Source organism: Dyella sp., assembly GCF_036568765.1.
Taxonomy (GTDB): Bacteria; Pseudomonadota; Gammaproteobacteria; order Xanthomonadales; family Rhodanobacteraceae; genus GSA-30.
Map to the genome: position 1 here is coordinate 1 of NZ_DATCRY010000230.1, position 14081 is coordinate 14081.

Sequence of the window (14081 nt, forward strand, 5' to 3'; positions counted from 1 at the left end):
GGCATGGATCTCAATTTCTGGAACGCCAATGGTTTGGCAAGCAGCACACAACTGGGCGGCGGCAGCGGCGTCTGGTCCCAGCCCAACGCCAATTGGACCGATGCCACCGGCTCCATCACGGCGACGCGCCAGCCGGTCAACTCTTTCGTAATCTTCGGTGGCGCATCGGGCACGGTGACGGTGGACGATGGCGGTGGCACCCAGCCGGTTACCACGCTGGGCATCCAGTTCGCGAGCGACGGCTATCGGTTGAACGGCGACATGCTCACCTTGGTCGGTACGGTGGGCAGCCCACTCACCGAGTTACGTGTCGGCGACGGCAGTGCCGGCAGTGCCGGCTGGACGGCGACCATCGATAACGTATTGAGCGGTGCAGGGATCAACAAGACCGGCTTAGGTACCCTGGTAATCAACGGTGCGAACACGTACACGCAAACGACGGAATTGAGTGCGGGTGCGCTATCGGTTTCCAGCGATGCCAATCTCGGTGCGGCGTCGGCAGGGCTGGATTTCGAAGGTGGCACATTGCAAGTGACCGGCACCGCGTTCAACAGCACCGCGCGCGCGGTAAGCCTGGGGGCGGGCGGTGGCGGCTTCGACATCGCCGATGCGGGCAACACCTTTACCTTGAGCGGTGCAATCGGCGGCAATGGCGGGCTCACCAAGCTTGGCGCCGGCACGCTGGTGTTGAATGGCGCCAACACGTACAGCGGCGGGACGACGATCAGCGCGGGAACGCTGCAAGGGAACGGCGCCAGCTTGCAGGGCAATATTGCCGACAACGCGGCGCTGGTATTCGATCAAAATGTCGACGGCACTTTTACCGGTGCGATCAGCGGCAGCGGCAGCGTGACCAAGCAAGGTGCCGGCACGCTGATATTGAATGGAGCCAACAGCTACAGCGGTGGCACCGCTATCAGCGCGGGCACATTACAAGGCGATAGTGCAAGCCTGCAAGGTGCGATCGTCGATAACGCCGCGCTGGTTTTCCAGCAAAGTACGGACGGTACATTCAACGGCACGATTTCCGGCAGCGGCAACCTTACCAAGCAAGGTGCCGGCATGCTGACCCTCAGCGGCGCCAATAGCTACAGCGGCGGGACGACTGTCGCCGCCGGCACATTGGCGGGTAACACGGCCAGCTTGCAGGGGGATATCGTCGACAACGCCACATTGGCCTTTAACCAGGGCAGCGACGGTACTTTTGCAGGCACGATCTCCGGCACGGGCACCCTGGTCAAGCAAGGTGCGGCCACTCTGACGCTTACCGGTGTCAACAGCTATAGCGGTGGTACCACCGTCAGCGCCGGTACGCTGCGGGGCAGTACCGCCAGCTTGCAAGGCAATATCGTCGATAACGCCACACTTGCCTTCGACCAGGCAAGCGACGGCACGTTTGCAGGTGCGATCTCGGGTATCGGCACTCTGGTCAAACTCGGTGCCGGCACCTTGATTCTGTCCGGCGCCAATTCCTATGGAGGCGGTACCACGATCGGCGCCGGTGTATTGCAGGGCGATAGTGCCAGCCTGCAAGGCAATATTGCCGATAACGCGGCGCTGGTGTTCGATCAGGCCGGCAACGGTACGTTTGCCGGCATGATCTCCGGTAGCGGCACGGTCACCAAGCAAGGTGCCGGTACGTTGATCCTGTCCGGTGCCAACACCTATACCGGCGGCACCACGATTGCCGCGGGTATCTTGCAGGGCGACAGCAGCAGCCTCATCGGAACCATTACCGACAACGCCGCGCTGGTGTTCGCGCAGAACAGCGACGGTACGTTCGCTGGCAGCATTGGCGGCAGCGGCACATTGACCAAGCAGGGCAGCGGAAGCCTGACGTTGACCGGCGCCAATCCGCTCACCGGTGCAACGACCGTACAAGCCGGCACATTGATTGTCGGCGATGCAGGGCATGCGAATGCATCGCTGGCCAGTCAGGTGACAGTCGCCGCCGGTGCGACGCTGGGCGGCGTGGGTAGCATCGGCGGGCTGGACCTGTTCGGTACGATCGCTCCTTCGAGCCTGACCGATCCGTTGAATGTGCAGGGCAATGCCGTCCTGCACAGTGGGTCCACGTATCAAGTGGGTGCGAATGCGGATGGGCAGAACACTGCATTGGTTGTCGGCGGTACTGTAACCATCCAGGGCGGCAGCGTGTTGGCCATCACCCAGCCCGGTAACTACAAGCCGCAGACGCAATACACCATCGTCACGGGTGCGCAAGGTGTCAGCGGCCAATTCGCCGGCGTACAAGCCAGCCTTACCTTCCTGACGCCGACGTTGAGCTACACGGCCAATGCGGTCAACCTGTCCTTGCAGCGTAACGCGGTGAATTTCGTCGATGTCGCGCTTACGCCCAACGAGAGGAACACGGCGACCGGCCTGGACGGTCTGAACTTCGATAGCCCGGTCTATACCGCACTCACCTTGCTCGACCCGGTCGGCGCGCGCCATGCCTTAGACCAGCTTTCCGGCGAAGTGCATGCCAGCACGCAGACAGCGCTGTTCGACAGCAGCCAGCAAATCCGTGGCGCGGTCAACCAGCATCTGCTTGGCTTCGGCTATGGCGGGCAGACCATGCAGGGCGAAACGGGCGAAGGCGTTTCGGTATGGACCACCGCCTGGGGGCATTGGGACGATCACGATGCCAACTTCAATACCTCCCAAATGAAATCCAATGGAACGGGTCTGGTCATCGGCGCCGATCTGCCGCTCGACCAGGGACGCCTGGGTGTGCTGTTGGCCCGTGGACGGGACTCCACCCGAGTCGACGCGCTCGCTTCGGATACGCGCACGCGCAGCACGTATGCTGGCGTCTACGGCGGATCGGAGTGGGGCGCGTTCCACCTGCGTGGCGCGGCGGTGTATGCATGGCAGGATGTCCGTGGCCATCGCTTCGTCAGCTTCCCGGGTTACTGGCAGGCTGCCAACAGCGATTACGACGCACACACCGCACAAGCCTATCTGGAAGGCAGCTATGTCATTCCGCTCGGCCGGTTCACCACACTGGAACCCTACGCTCAACTAACGCGCGTACAGGTACATACCGATGGCTTCCGCGAACAGGGTGGGGCGGCGGACCTGTCGATCGATGGCGCGACTGCCAACCAGACCCTCGGCACGCTCGGTCTGCGCGGCAGCATGACCTTGGGCGACAGCGGTCTGCGCGGCTTTGCCGGGCTTGGATGGCAGCACGCCTGGGGCGATACCGACCCGAGCCGCAACCAGCGCTTCGTTGCCGGCGGTCCGGATTTCACGATCCAGGGTACGGCGGTAGCCAGCAATGCGGGCATTGCCGAACTGGGATTGCGGATGCCGTTGGGCAGGAGCGCCTGGCTCGATGCAGGTTACTTCGGCCAGTTTGCCGGTCATGCGAACGATCAATCCGCGCGCGTGACCTTCACCATGTCGTTCTAAGCAAGATTCGACCGTATGCGCCTCAGGAACAGGCGCATACGGTCGAGGAATCGATGCCATGCGTCCCATCACGCCAATCACTGTGTCGATGGATTTGATTCAGGCCGACCTAGCCGCGGCGCGGCCGATCTTTCTTCGCGATCTGTGCGAGTTGATCGGAACCCTCGATCGGGGGCGCGAGGTGAACAAGACGCCCGATACGGCGATGTGCGATGGCGGCTACCGCACCACGACGTATCGTTTTGTCGAGTGTGCACCGGGCTTGGCGGTGGTGGAGGCCGAGGTAATCGATGCTACCCGAGCGGTGATCAGGCTGGCCTTGTACCTCAAACCGTCGGCGTCGCTGCAACCTCCGGAATTGATCGAACGCTACGAGCTTCATAAGCGCGTTCACCACGATGGCAGCGACCAGTTCGAGCAGTACGCGCGGTCCTACCTGGGGGGCAATCTGCATCTGCACGTTCCCATCCGCGAGAGCGGGGAACCGGCGCCGACCGAAGTGCATATCTTCGCCGACCCCCGTATTTCCTCGCCTTCGGCCTATCAGGCACCGGTCTAGCGCAAGATCTTGCCTGTGCCGATAGTCACTGGCTGTGCCCGTTTAGATCGATGCAAAATCGATAAAACCGAACCGAATGGGGATAAGCCGTGCGTCGATCCAAGTCTTTCGCCCGCCTGCTGGCGGTTGCCTGCCTGCTGCCCGGCCTTGCCGCCGCGCAATCGGTCAATACGCTCAGCCCGCAGGAAAAGGCCGATGGCTGGCACCTGCTGTTCAACGGCAAGAACCTCGACGGCTGGCACTCCTATCTGCAAAAGGGGCCGGCCAAGGATTGGAGCGTGGACGGCGACGCGATCAGGCTCGAGCGCGGCCGTGTCGGGGACGAGAAAGACTTCGCCGATCTGGTGACCGATGCCGAATACGAGAACTTCGACCTGAAGCTGGAATGGAAGATGACGGCCTGCGCGGATGCGGGTGTGATGTTCAATGTCCACGAGTCGCCCGAATACAAGGAAACCTACGAAACAGGTCCGGAAATGCAGATCGCCGACCTGGTCTGCACCAAGCCCGACAGCCAGGTGCTGTACGAACGCTCGGGCGATCTGTTCGACCTGATTTCCTCCAATGTCGAGCGTGTGCGCGAGGCGGGGAACTGGAACCAGTTCGAAATCATCGTCGATCACGGTCACGTGCAGTTCTTCCAGAACGGCCACAAGGTCGTCGATACGCATTTCTGGGATGACGACTGGAACAAGCTCGTGGCCCACACCAAGTTCGCGCACATGCCGGGTTTCGCCAAGTACCACAAGGGACATATCTCCCTGCAAGGCACCGAGGACAAGGGCGAGGAGCCCATTCGCCTGTGGTTCCGCGACATCAAGATCAAGTCGCTTTGACCCAGGAAAGTTAGAAGCTCATCACGGTTTGCGGTCGTGAAAAATAACGTCGCATGACCGTGTTCCCCGATAATGTGCCCCTGACCTGCCGGCGGGGGCCGCAGGGAGACGGGGATTCTCAAGGAGGCAGGCCATGTTCGGTCGGAAATGGGCGGCGTGGGCCGTTCTTTTGATGGTTCAAGGAATCGGCGTGGCATGTGCCGCCGATCGCTCCTTCGACGGCGACTGGATCTACAAGCAGGCTTGCGGCCAGCATCATGCGGCCCATTTCACGCTGACGCAGAACGGCGATGAAGTCGCGGGCGACTGGAGCGACGGTACCCAGGCCAGCGGTTCGGATGGCAAGCTCAAGGGCGACATTCACGACGGCAAGTTGTTCGTGCGCTATTGCGGCAACGACGAATCGGCGGGCTATGCCGTCTGTCCCAACTATGAAGACGACGAAACCGATTATTTCGTGCGCGACGGCGCCGACCTGGTCTGGTACCGGATGCTCGGCAAGAAGGGCGACAACCGTTTCAAGAAATACGTGGTGTTGCATCCGTCCCATGGCCGGGCCGTGCCTGCCGATAACGACTGCAAGTAACAGCACACCGCAACGATTCCCGATTTAACGCGCGATGGAAGGGAGAATTCCATGCCAGGTTTGACGGATAACGAAGCCAGAGCGGTTGCCTATTTCGCCATCGGCGTCAGTTCGGAAGGCGGCGATCAAGCCTATCGCCTGAGTCTGGCCGGCAACATCGCCCACGATGCGCAAGGCCATGCCGTGCTGCAGCCGGTCGCCAATAGCGGTTACTCCATCGGCACCTTGCAGACCGATCTCGGCCAGGCCGGGCAGGGCGTGTCGACATCCCTTGTCGATGCCTATCAGGCGTGGGCACGCAGCAATCATCCCGACTGGGTGCTGGATGCGGCGCATCGTACCCAGACGATCAACGATTTGAGTCGCAACGGACGGCAGATCAATGCCGACGACGGCCGCGACCTGGATGCCAGCGTCAAGTCGCATCTCAACAGCTTCCTGGCCAGCGATGCCGGCGTCACCTTCGTGCACAACCGCGACGTCGAGCAGGTCGACAAGCTAATGACCGACGTGGTGACACCGCTGCGTGCCAGTACGCTTTATCGGCAGGCATCGTCCGACGATCAGGCGCGGCTGATTGCGATCGCCGCCAAGGCCTATAACCAGAGCGAACGCTGGGGCGGGCAGATCGTACGCGACATCGGCAACGGCACGTACCGCAATGTGGCTGACGTCAGCGGCGCGGTGAATCATATGCCCGATTACATGCAATCCGGGCGTGACGCAGCGCTGCGCGGTGCCGAGCTCTTCAATGCCTTGGAGCACGCCGGTCGTGACAGTCCGATGCACGGCCCTTGGCAGGACGTACTCGCCAATCCGCTGGTCAACCCGACACGCCTCGACGCCGATCCGGCGCATCCGCATCTCAACCCGGAATACCGCACCATCAAGGATGCCTTCGTCGATCCGACGCATGGGCGCGGCATGGTCAATGCGCTGGAGCGCGGCGGCTCGTATAACTATGGCAATCCTGCCACGGCCAACGCGCGGGGCTTCTATGCCGAAGGCCGCGATTTCGTCGAATGGGATCGTGCCGGTCACGGCAGGGCGTTCGTCAACGGTCAATGGAGCGAGCTGTCGCGCACCGATCTGACGCGTACCGTCAATGCCGATCACACGGTCGACCTCAGCATTCGTCGTAATGGCGCCGAAGAACGTCTGCTGCATATCACGCACCCGACGGCGGTACAGGGCCGCGGTACGGGAGGAGAGCATGTGCAAGTGCCTGGCACCTTGCGCGAACACGATCGCGGTGCTGCCGTGCATGATTTGCAGGCGCAACTGGCACAGCTAGGCTACAAAGATACCAAAGGCCATCTCTTGCGCGCCGATAGCGACTACGGTCCAGGTACTAAGGCCGCCGTGGAAGCGTTCCAGCGCGACCACCATCTGCACCCGGACGGCATCGCGGGCTCGGCGACGATGCGAGCCTTGCACGACGCGCAGCAGGCTCGCTCGCAGCCCAGCCCCGGTTTGAACGATGCAACGCATCCGGGCCATGCAATCTATCGGCAGGCGCTCGATGCGGTTCACCGGCTGGACGCACAGCAAGGTCGCACCTCGGATCAGCGCAGCGACAATCTGGCTGCGGCGTTGGTTGTGGCAGCCAGGGAACATGGCATGACCCGGGTCGATCATGTTGTGCTCAATGACAACGCGAGCCGTGCGTACGCGGTGCAGGGCGATCTGAACTCGCCGTTCAAGCAATATGCGGACGTCAATGTGGCGACCGCCGTGATGACGCCGGTAGCGCAAAGCAGCGCAGCATGGGAGCGAGCCAACCCACCGCAGCCGGCGCAGAACCAGCACGTGACGCCGCAGCAGCAAACGCAGCAGCGCACTGGGCCTTCGATGCATTAGTGCGTTTGTCCCCTTCCTGCAGGGGCGGCTGCGAAAGGGTAAACCCCCGCGACGGATTTCATCGCCTAGATTGCAACGGAGATCGTTACGTCACATCTCCACGGCGCGACCGGACTCCATCTCGCAATACATACCCCACTCCAAGCACTGTTCCAAGCGCCAGCAAAAACCACGTAATCGCATACGATAAATGGTTATTGGGAAACGATACGACCGTCAGCCCGCCGCGCGGCCAGCCTGAATCCTGTGGCGACGCCGCATCCGCATCCACAAAATACGGCGCTACCTGGGTCAAACCGCGTGCCGTCGCCATGGCCTCCACATCGCGCGTATACCACCGATCGGCAGCCACATCGTTGTGTCGCAGGAAGGCACGTGTTTCCGGCATGCGCAGCAGCCCGGTCACGGTCACCGTGCCTGAGCTGCCCGGAAGACACGTCGCTGCAGCCTTGCACTTGTCCACCGGGACAAACCCGCGATTGATCATCACGATTGCACCGTCGGCTTCGCGCAGCGGCGTCATCAGCCAATATCCGCTTCCCAGGTCTGTCGCCGTCCAGATCAGCACTTGCCGGTCATAGAGATACTCACCCGTGACACGCACACGACGATACTCGTCACTTGCGGCACTAATGCCTGGCCATTGCGAGGGGCCCGGCGCGTCGACCGCCGGCGCGTGGATCCGTTGATCGACCCGAGCGATCAGATCCAGTTTCCAGGCACGGCGATGAACCTGCCAAGTTCCCAGCGCGATAAAGCCAATAAAGATCAGCGCCCCGAAAAAGGCCCAGAGAAAAAGTGAAAACAGCCCGCGCGGGGCTCGTGCATCGTATGGTTGCGGCATAACTCGAGCGTCGAAAAGCGGCTACGGCAAGTTGGACATGTCCTGCATGCTTGCCGGCATCATGTTGTGATTCAAATGGTACATGATCCAGATCGAACCGCTGAGCGTGATCACTACCAGCACCAGGGTAAAAATCAGCGCCAGCATGTTCCAGCCACCTTCGGAGCGTGCATTCATATGCAAGAAGTAGATCATGTGCACCACGATCTGCACTGCGCCCAGCCCTAGCACGACCAGCGCCGTGGAACTGGATTTGGACAAGCCTCCGTGCATTACCAACCAGAACGGAATCGCCGTCAGGATGACCGCAAGCACGAAGCCGGTGACATAACCCTTGAGCGTGACGTGGATAGTCTGGCCTTCGTGCTCGTCGTGCTCATGACTGGCGTCGGTCGGTGCGCTCATGGCAGCACTCCCATCAGATAGACGAAGCTGAAGACGCCGACCCAGACAACATCCAGGAAGTGCCAGAACATCGACAGGCACATCAGCCGGCGCCGGTTCGCGGCGATCAGGCCTTTCTTCGCCACCTGGCTCATCAATACGATCAGCCAGACAATACCGAAGGTGACGTGCAGTCCATGCGTACCGACCAGGGTGAAGAACGATGACAGGAAGGCGCTACGCTGAGGGCCGGCTCCGATCTCGATCAAGTGGGCGAATTCGTGCAATTCGACGAACAGGAAGCCCGCTCCCAGCAGCCCGGTGATCGCCAGCCAGATCAACGTGCCGCGCATCCGCTTCTGCTGCATTTGCAGGACGGCAAAGCCGTAGGTGATCGAAGAGAGCAGCAGCAGCGACGTGTTGAGCGCTACTAAAGGTAGCTCGAACAATTCGCGCCCGGTCGGTCCACCGGCATAACTGCGCCCGAGCACGCCATAGGCAGCGAACAGGCAAGCAAAAACCAGGCAGTCGCTCATCAGGTAGATCCAGAACCCCAGCAGGGTCCCGTTCTGCGGATGCGGCTCCTCGGCGACGTGGAAAGCCAGCGCGGTGGGTGCGCCGGTCCCGGAGGCAGTCAGTGCGGTCTCAGACATGGCGGGCAAGTTGCTCCGTGCGCAGGGCTTCCGTGCGGGCCACTTCCTCGGCAGGAATGTGATAGTCGCGGTGATAATTGAAGGTATGCGCGATCGCCGTCGCCAGCAGAGCGGCAAAGGCCAAGCCTGCGGGTATCCACATATGCCAGATCAGCGCAAAGCCCAGTGCGGAGCTGATACCTGCAAGGACGATACCGGCGCCGGTGTTCTTCGGCATATGGATGTCGCGGAAGCCACCCAGCGGCCGGCGATAGCCGGCTTGTTTCATGTGCCACCAGGCATCGACTTCGTGCACCTGCGGCGTAAAGGCAAAGTTGTAGGCCGGTGGCGGGGAAGATGTGGACCATTCCAGCGTACGTCCATGCCACGGGTCGCCATCGTTATCGCGCAACTGCTCGCGCCGCATGAAACTGACCACGAACTGGACGATCGTACAGGCAATACCAATAAAAATAAGCAGCGCACCGACCGCGGCGATCTGAAACCAGATCTGCAACGACGGATCGTCGAAATGGCTCAGGCGCCGCGTTACACCCATCAGGCCAAGCAAATACAGCGGCATGAAGGCGACATAGAAGCCCACCAGCCAGAACCAGAACGAGCATTTGCCCCAGAACGGATCGAGCCGGAAGCCAAAGGCTTTGGGGAACCAGTAGTTGATGCCGGCGAACAGGCCGAACAGCACGCCGCCGATGATCACGTTATGAAAATGCGCGATCAGGAACAGGCTGTTGTGCAGGGAGAAATCCGCTGGCGGCACCGCCAGCATCACGCCGGTCATGCCGCCGATGACAAACGTCACCATGAAGCCGAGCGTCCACAGCATCGGCACGTCGAAACGGATGCGGCCGCGATACATGGTGAAAAGCCAATTGAACACCTTCGCTCCAGTCGGGATCGAGATGATCATCGTGGTGATGCCGAAGAACGAATTGACACTGGCACCCGAGCCCATGGTGAAGAAGTGATGCAGCCAGACCAGATAGGAGAGCACCGTGATCACTACGGTGGCGTACACCATCGACGTGTAGCCGAACAGCCGCTTGCCGCTGAACGTGGAAGTAACCTCGGAAAATACGCCGAACGCCGGCAGGATCAGGATATATACCTCCGGGTGCCCCCAGATCCAGATCAGATTGACGTACATCATGGCGTTGCCGCCGGCATCGTACGTAAAGAAGTTGGTTCCGACGTAGCGATCCAGGGCGAGCAGCGCCAGCACCGCCGTCAACACCGGAAATGCCGCCACGATCAGCACGTTGGTACACAGCGCCGTCCAGGTGAAGATCGGCATCTTCATCAACGCCATGCCGGGCGCACGCATCTTGACGATGGTCACCAGCAGATTGATGCCCGATAACAAGGTGCCGACACCGGCAATCTGCAAGGCCCAGATATAGTAATCCACGCCCACGTCGGGGCTTTGCGCGATCCCCGAGAGAGGAGGGTAAGCCAGCCAACCGGTCTTGGCGAATTCGCCCACGAACAGCGACATCATCACGAGCACGGCGCCGCCCGTGGTCATCCACAGACTGAAGTTGTTGAGGAACGGAAAGGCCACGTCGCGCGCTCCGATCTGCAAAGGCACGACGAAGTTCATCAGCCCGGTGATCAGCGGCATGGCCACGAAGAAGATCATGATCACGCCATGGGCGGTAAAGATCTGGTCATAGTGATGCGGGGGCAGATAGCCCACCGAATCGCCGAAAGCGACCGCCTGTTGCAGGCGCATCATGATCGCATCGGAAAAACCCCGCAGCAGCATCACCAGGCCGAGCACCATGTACATGATGCCGATCTTCTTGTGATCGATACTGGTGAACCACTCGCGCCACAGATAGCCCCACAGGCGGTAGTAGGTCACCAGGCCGACAATCGCCACCCCGCCGATCGCAACGGCGATAAAGGTCCATAGCAGGATCGGCTCGTGCAGTGGAATCGCATCCCAGCTCAAACGGCCGAAGACGAGGCTGGTGGGATCGGCATGCTCGGACATCGTCGTCACCATGCTAGGCAATCGAAGGAACGCGGCTGGACGTTCATGGTGTGTGCTCCGGCGCGTTTGCCCCCATATGCATCGTATCGCTATGGCACGATTGGCCCGGCTCCACGCACAAGTTCAAGATCGCGTTATACAGTTCGGGTTCGACCTTGGCGTAGCGGCGGATCGGCTCGTTCGTGCTGGGCTTGGCCAGTTGCAAGTACGTTTCGCGATCGAGGATGGCGCCCTCCTGCCGTGCTTTCGCGACCCATTGTTCGAAGCCACTCTCGTCCAGGCTTTCGAACGTAAAGCGCATATGCGAGAAGCCCGCGCCACTGTAATTGGCCGAAAAGCCTTCGAACTGCCCGGTGCGATTCATCACCGCGTGCAATTGTGTCTGCATCCCCGGCATCGCATAGATCTGGCCGGCCAGCGCAGGCACGAAGAACGAGTTCATCATCGTTGAGGAGGTGATGCGGAAGGCAATCGGCCGATCGACCGGCGCAGCCATGTCGTTCACCACGGCAATACCTTGCTCGGGATAAATGAACAGCCATTTCCAATCGAGAGCTACCACCTGCACGGTGAGTGGCTTCGTCTGCGTCGGCATCGACCGCTTGGCATCGATTCGCTCGAGCGGGCGATACGGATCGAGCTTATGCGTGCTGACCCAGGTCAGGGCCCCCAGCGCAATGATGATCAACAGCGGCGCGGACCAGATCAGCAACTCCAGCAGAACCGAATGATCCCAGTCGGGCGCATATTTCGCCTTGGCGGATGCGCGGTAGCGCCAGGCAAAGAATAGGGTCAACGCAATCACCGGCACGATGATGATCAGCATCAACAGCAGAGCGTTGATGATCAGATTGCGCTGCTGCATGGCGACGTCGCCCGAAGGAGACATCAGCACCGTACTGCATCCAGCCAGCAGCACACCGCCAAGCGGCGGCAGCCAGCGAAGAGGTTTCCAGGACATGGCCAACGACCCACCCCTAAAGAGACCCGAAGGCAAAACTACGCCATCGGTGCGGCCCAGGTCCATAGGGCACAATGTCCCACGAGGTAGTAGCATGGCCCGGTGGATGCTAGCCTTCCTCCACAACTGAGGTTCGATTCGAGTGGGGAGTGTCGCCATGTCGAGCAACTACGGTGATCCGCAGCATCTTGCCGAACGTAATGAGCATCCCGATGCTCACGCTGCCGTCACACCGGGCGAGATCGCCATCGGCGTGGTTATCGGGCGCACATCCGAATATTTCGACTTCTTCGTCTTCGGTATCGCCGCTGTACTGGTGTTTCCGAAAGTGTTTTTCCCATTTGCCGATACGCTGACCGGCATCCTGTTTGCTTTCACTGTCTTTCCCTTGGCCTTTGTCGCGCGACCGATCGGCACGGCGATTTTCATGGCCGTGCAGCGTCGCTGGGATCGCAGCACCAAGCTCACCGCGGCACTGTTCTTGCTGGGCACATCGACCGCAGGTATGTCGTTTTTGCCGAGCTATCACGATATCGGTGCCTGGGCGATAGGTTTGCTCGCCTTCTTTCGCTTCATGCAAGGCCTGGCTCTGGGCGGCTCCTGGGACGGGTTGCCATCGCTCCTGGCCCTGAACGCTCCGCCGGGCAAACGCGGCTGGTACGCCATGCTGGGACAGACAGGTGCGCCGATCGGCTTCGTTATCGCCAGCGGGCTCTTTCTCTATCTGCATACGCAACTCAATGAGGACGACTTCACCGACTGGGGGTGGCGCTATCCATTCTTCGTGGCTTTTGCCATCAACGTCGTGGCGCTGTTCGCACGCTTGCGCCTGGTTGCTGCGGAAGAGTACGAACGCATGCTCGAGGAGCGCGAGCTCGAGCCCATCGGCACACTGCAACTGTTGCGCGGGCAGGGCTACAACCTGTTCCTCGGCGCCTTCGCCGCCTTGGCCAGCTATGCCTTGTTCCATCTGGTAACCGTATTTCCGTTGTCATGGATTTCGCTCGGCACCGAGCAATCGATCGATCAGGTGTTGAGCGTACAGGTGATCGGTGGCCTGATCGGTATCCTCGGCACCATCGCCTCCGGTTTCATTGCCGACCGTATCGGCCGACGCAACACACTCGGCACACTGGCGTGCCTGATCGGCATCTTCAGCCTGTTCGCACCCTGGCTGCTCGGCGGCGGTCGCGCGGCACAGGACGCCTTCATCCTGATCGGCTTCGCCTTGCTCGGTTTGTCCTATGGCCAAGCTGCCGGCACGGTTACCTCCAATTTTCAGTCGCGCTTCCGCTACACCGGCGCCGCCCTCACCACCGACATGGCATGGCTTATCGGCGCAGCCTTCGCGCCGCTGGTAGCGCTCGGCCTATCCTCACGCTTCGGCCTGGTGGCCCTAAGTGTTTACTTGTTATCCGGCGTCGCCTGTACGTTGATCGCCCTGCGCGTCAACCGCCTCCTGGAAACCCGTGACGAGGTGGATCCCAGTCGGGATGCATGAATCGACTTCGCCCACAATCTCTCAATCCGACATAAGCCATTAAAAAACAAAGAGAGCTTGTGCCTGCCTCACCGGCATCCCGGCGTACGCCGGGATCTGAGGCCTCTTGCCAGGACTTATGCGAAGCCGGGACGATTCGCAAGTAAATACGAATCCGTGAGTGCCACGTGAAAAATATTTTCGTCTACCCCTAAACTTTTTTCGAAAATCCGGGATAAGGCTTTATATAGGGGCACCATTTCGGTGCCCCTTCGCATTGATGCGGAGAGCCAACGATGGTCGCAGTGGTTTCGGGTAACGGTCTGGGTCTGGGCAACACCTCGCTGACACAATTGGGGGGCGCCCCAGGCGGCTCCCCCTCACTCGGCCAGGCCGGCAATGCGAGCTACCTCAACACCGCCACCGGTAACCTGATCCTGCAAAGTGCCGACGAAGGCCTGTTGTTCGACGGCCTGCCGCTCAACGTTCTACGCACCTACAACAG

12 protein-coding genes are annotated in these 14081 nt (G+C 60.7%); 7 read left to right on the top strand and 5 right to left on the bottom strand.

The window, feature by feature from the left end; genetic code table 11:
* The 5 genes from VIM98_RS15730 to VIM98_RS15750 form a co-directional block, all read left to right on the top strand.
* Positions 1-3417 (top strand): autotransporter-associated beta strand repeat-containing protein (locus VIM98_RS15730; protein WP_331994054.1); only part of this gene is annotated, 3417 nt, incomplete at its 5' end.
* A 58-nt stretch (positions 3418-3475) separates the two neighbouring features.
* Positions 3476-3976, top strand: coding sequence for a hypothetical protein (locus VIM98_RS15735; RefSeq protein WP_331994055.1), 501 nt, complete (start codon positions 3476-3478; stop codon positions 3974-3976).
* Between the two features lie 89 nt (positions 3977-4065).
* Entirely contained in the window at positions 4066-4812 is a 747-nt protein-coding gene (locus VIM98_RS15740; RefSeq protein WP_331994056.1) for a DUF1080 domain-containing protein, read from the top strand.
* 133 nt (positions 4813-4945) lie between these two features.
* The gene (locus VIM98_RS15745) at positions 4946-5398 is read left to right on the top strand and encodes a hypothetical protein (RefSeq protein ID WP_331994057.1); all 453 of its coding nucleotides are present in this window, start codon (positions 4946-4948) and stop codon (positions 5396-5398) included.
* 51 nt (positions 5399-5449) lie between these two features.
* On the top strand, positions 5450-7258 hold the full coding sequence (locus tag VIM98_RS15750) for a peptidoglycan-binding domain-containing protein (RefSeq protein ID WP_331994058.1): 1809 nt from the start codon (positions 5450-5452) through the stop codon (positions 7256-7258).
* A gap of 85 nt (positions 7259-7343) precedes the next feature.
* Here VIM98_RS15750 and VIM98_RS15755 read toward each other — a convergent pair whose 3' ends face one another.
* Genes VIM98_RS15755 through cyoA form a run of 5 tightly spaced genes read right to left on the bottom strand, consistent with a single transcriptional unit; the run spans position 7344 to position 12096 of the window.
* Entirely contained in the window at positions 7344-8102 is a 759-nt protein-coding gene (locus tag VIM98_RS15755; protein WP_331994059.1) for an SURF1 family protein, read from the bottom strand.
* Between the two features lie 21 nt (positions 8103-8123).
* Positions 8124-8507: a cytochrome o ubiquinol oxidase subunit IV gene (gene cyoD, locus VIM98_RS15760; RefSeq protein ID WP_331994060.1), complete on the bottom strand. Its 384-nt coding sequence runs from the start codon at positions 8505-8507 to the stop codon at positions 8124-8126.
* Positions 8504-9139, bottom strand: coding sequence for a cytochrome o ubiquinol oxidase subunit III (gene cyoC / locus VIM98_RS15765; RefSeq protein ID WP_331994061.1), 636 nt, complete (start codon positions 9137-9139; stop codon positions 8504-8506). Before cyoC ends, cyoD begins: the two co-directional genes overlap by 4 nt.
* On the bottom strand, positions 9132-11135 hold the full coding sequence (gene cyoB / locus VIM98_RS15770; RefSeq protein ID WP_331994062.1) for a cytochrome o ubiquinol oxidase subunit I: 2004 nt from the start codon (positions 11133-11135) through the stop codon (positions 9132-9134). The genes cyoC and cyoB overlap by 8 nt, the downstream gene beginning before the upstream one ends.
* Before the next feature lie 43 nt (positions 11136-11178).
* Entirely contained in the window at positions 11179-12096 is a 918-nt protein-coding gene (cyoA, locus tag VIM98_RS15775; RefSeq protein WP_331994063.1) for a ubiquinol oxidase subunit II, read from the bottom strand.
* A 157-nt stretch (positions 12097-12253) separates the two neighbouring features.
* Here cyoA and VIM98_RS15780 point away from each other — a divergent pair, with 157 nt between their 5' ends.
* Both VIM98_RS15780 and VIM98_RS15785 read left to right on the top strand, forming a co-directional pair.
* Positions 12254-13597: an MFS transporter gene (locus VIM98_RS15780; protein ID WP_331994064.1), complete on the top strand. Its 1344-nt coding sequence runs from the start codon at positions 12254-12256 to the stop codon at positions 13595-13597.
* Positions 13598-13872: 275 nt separating this feature from the next.
* A partial coding sequence (locus tag VIM98_RS15785; protein ID WP_331994065.1) for a hypothetical protein occupies positions 13873-14081 on the top strand: 209 nt, incomplete at its 3' end.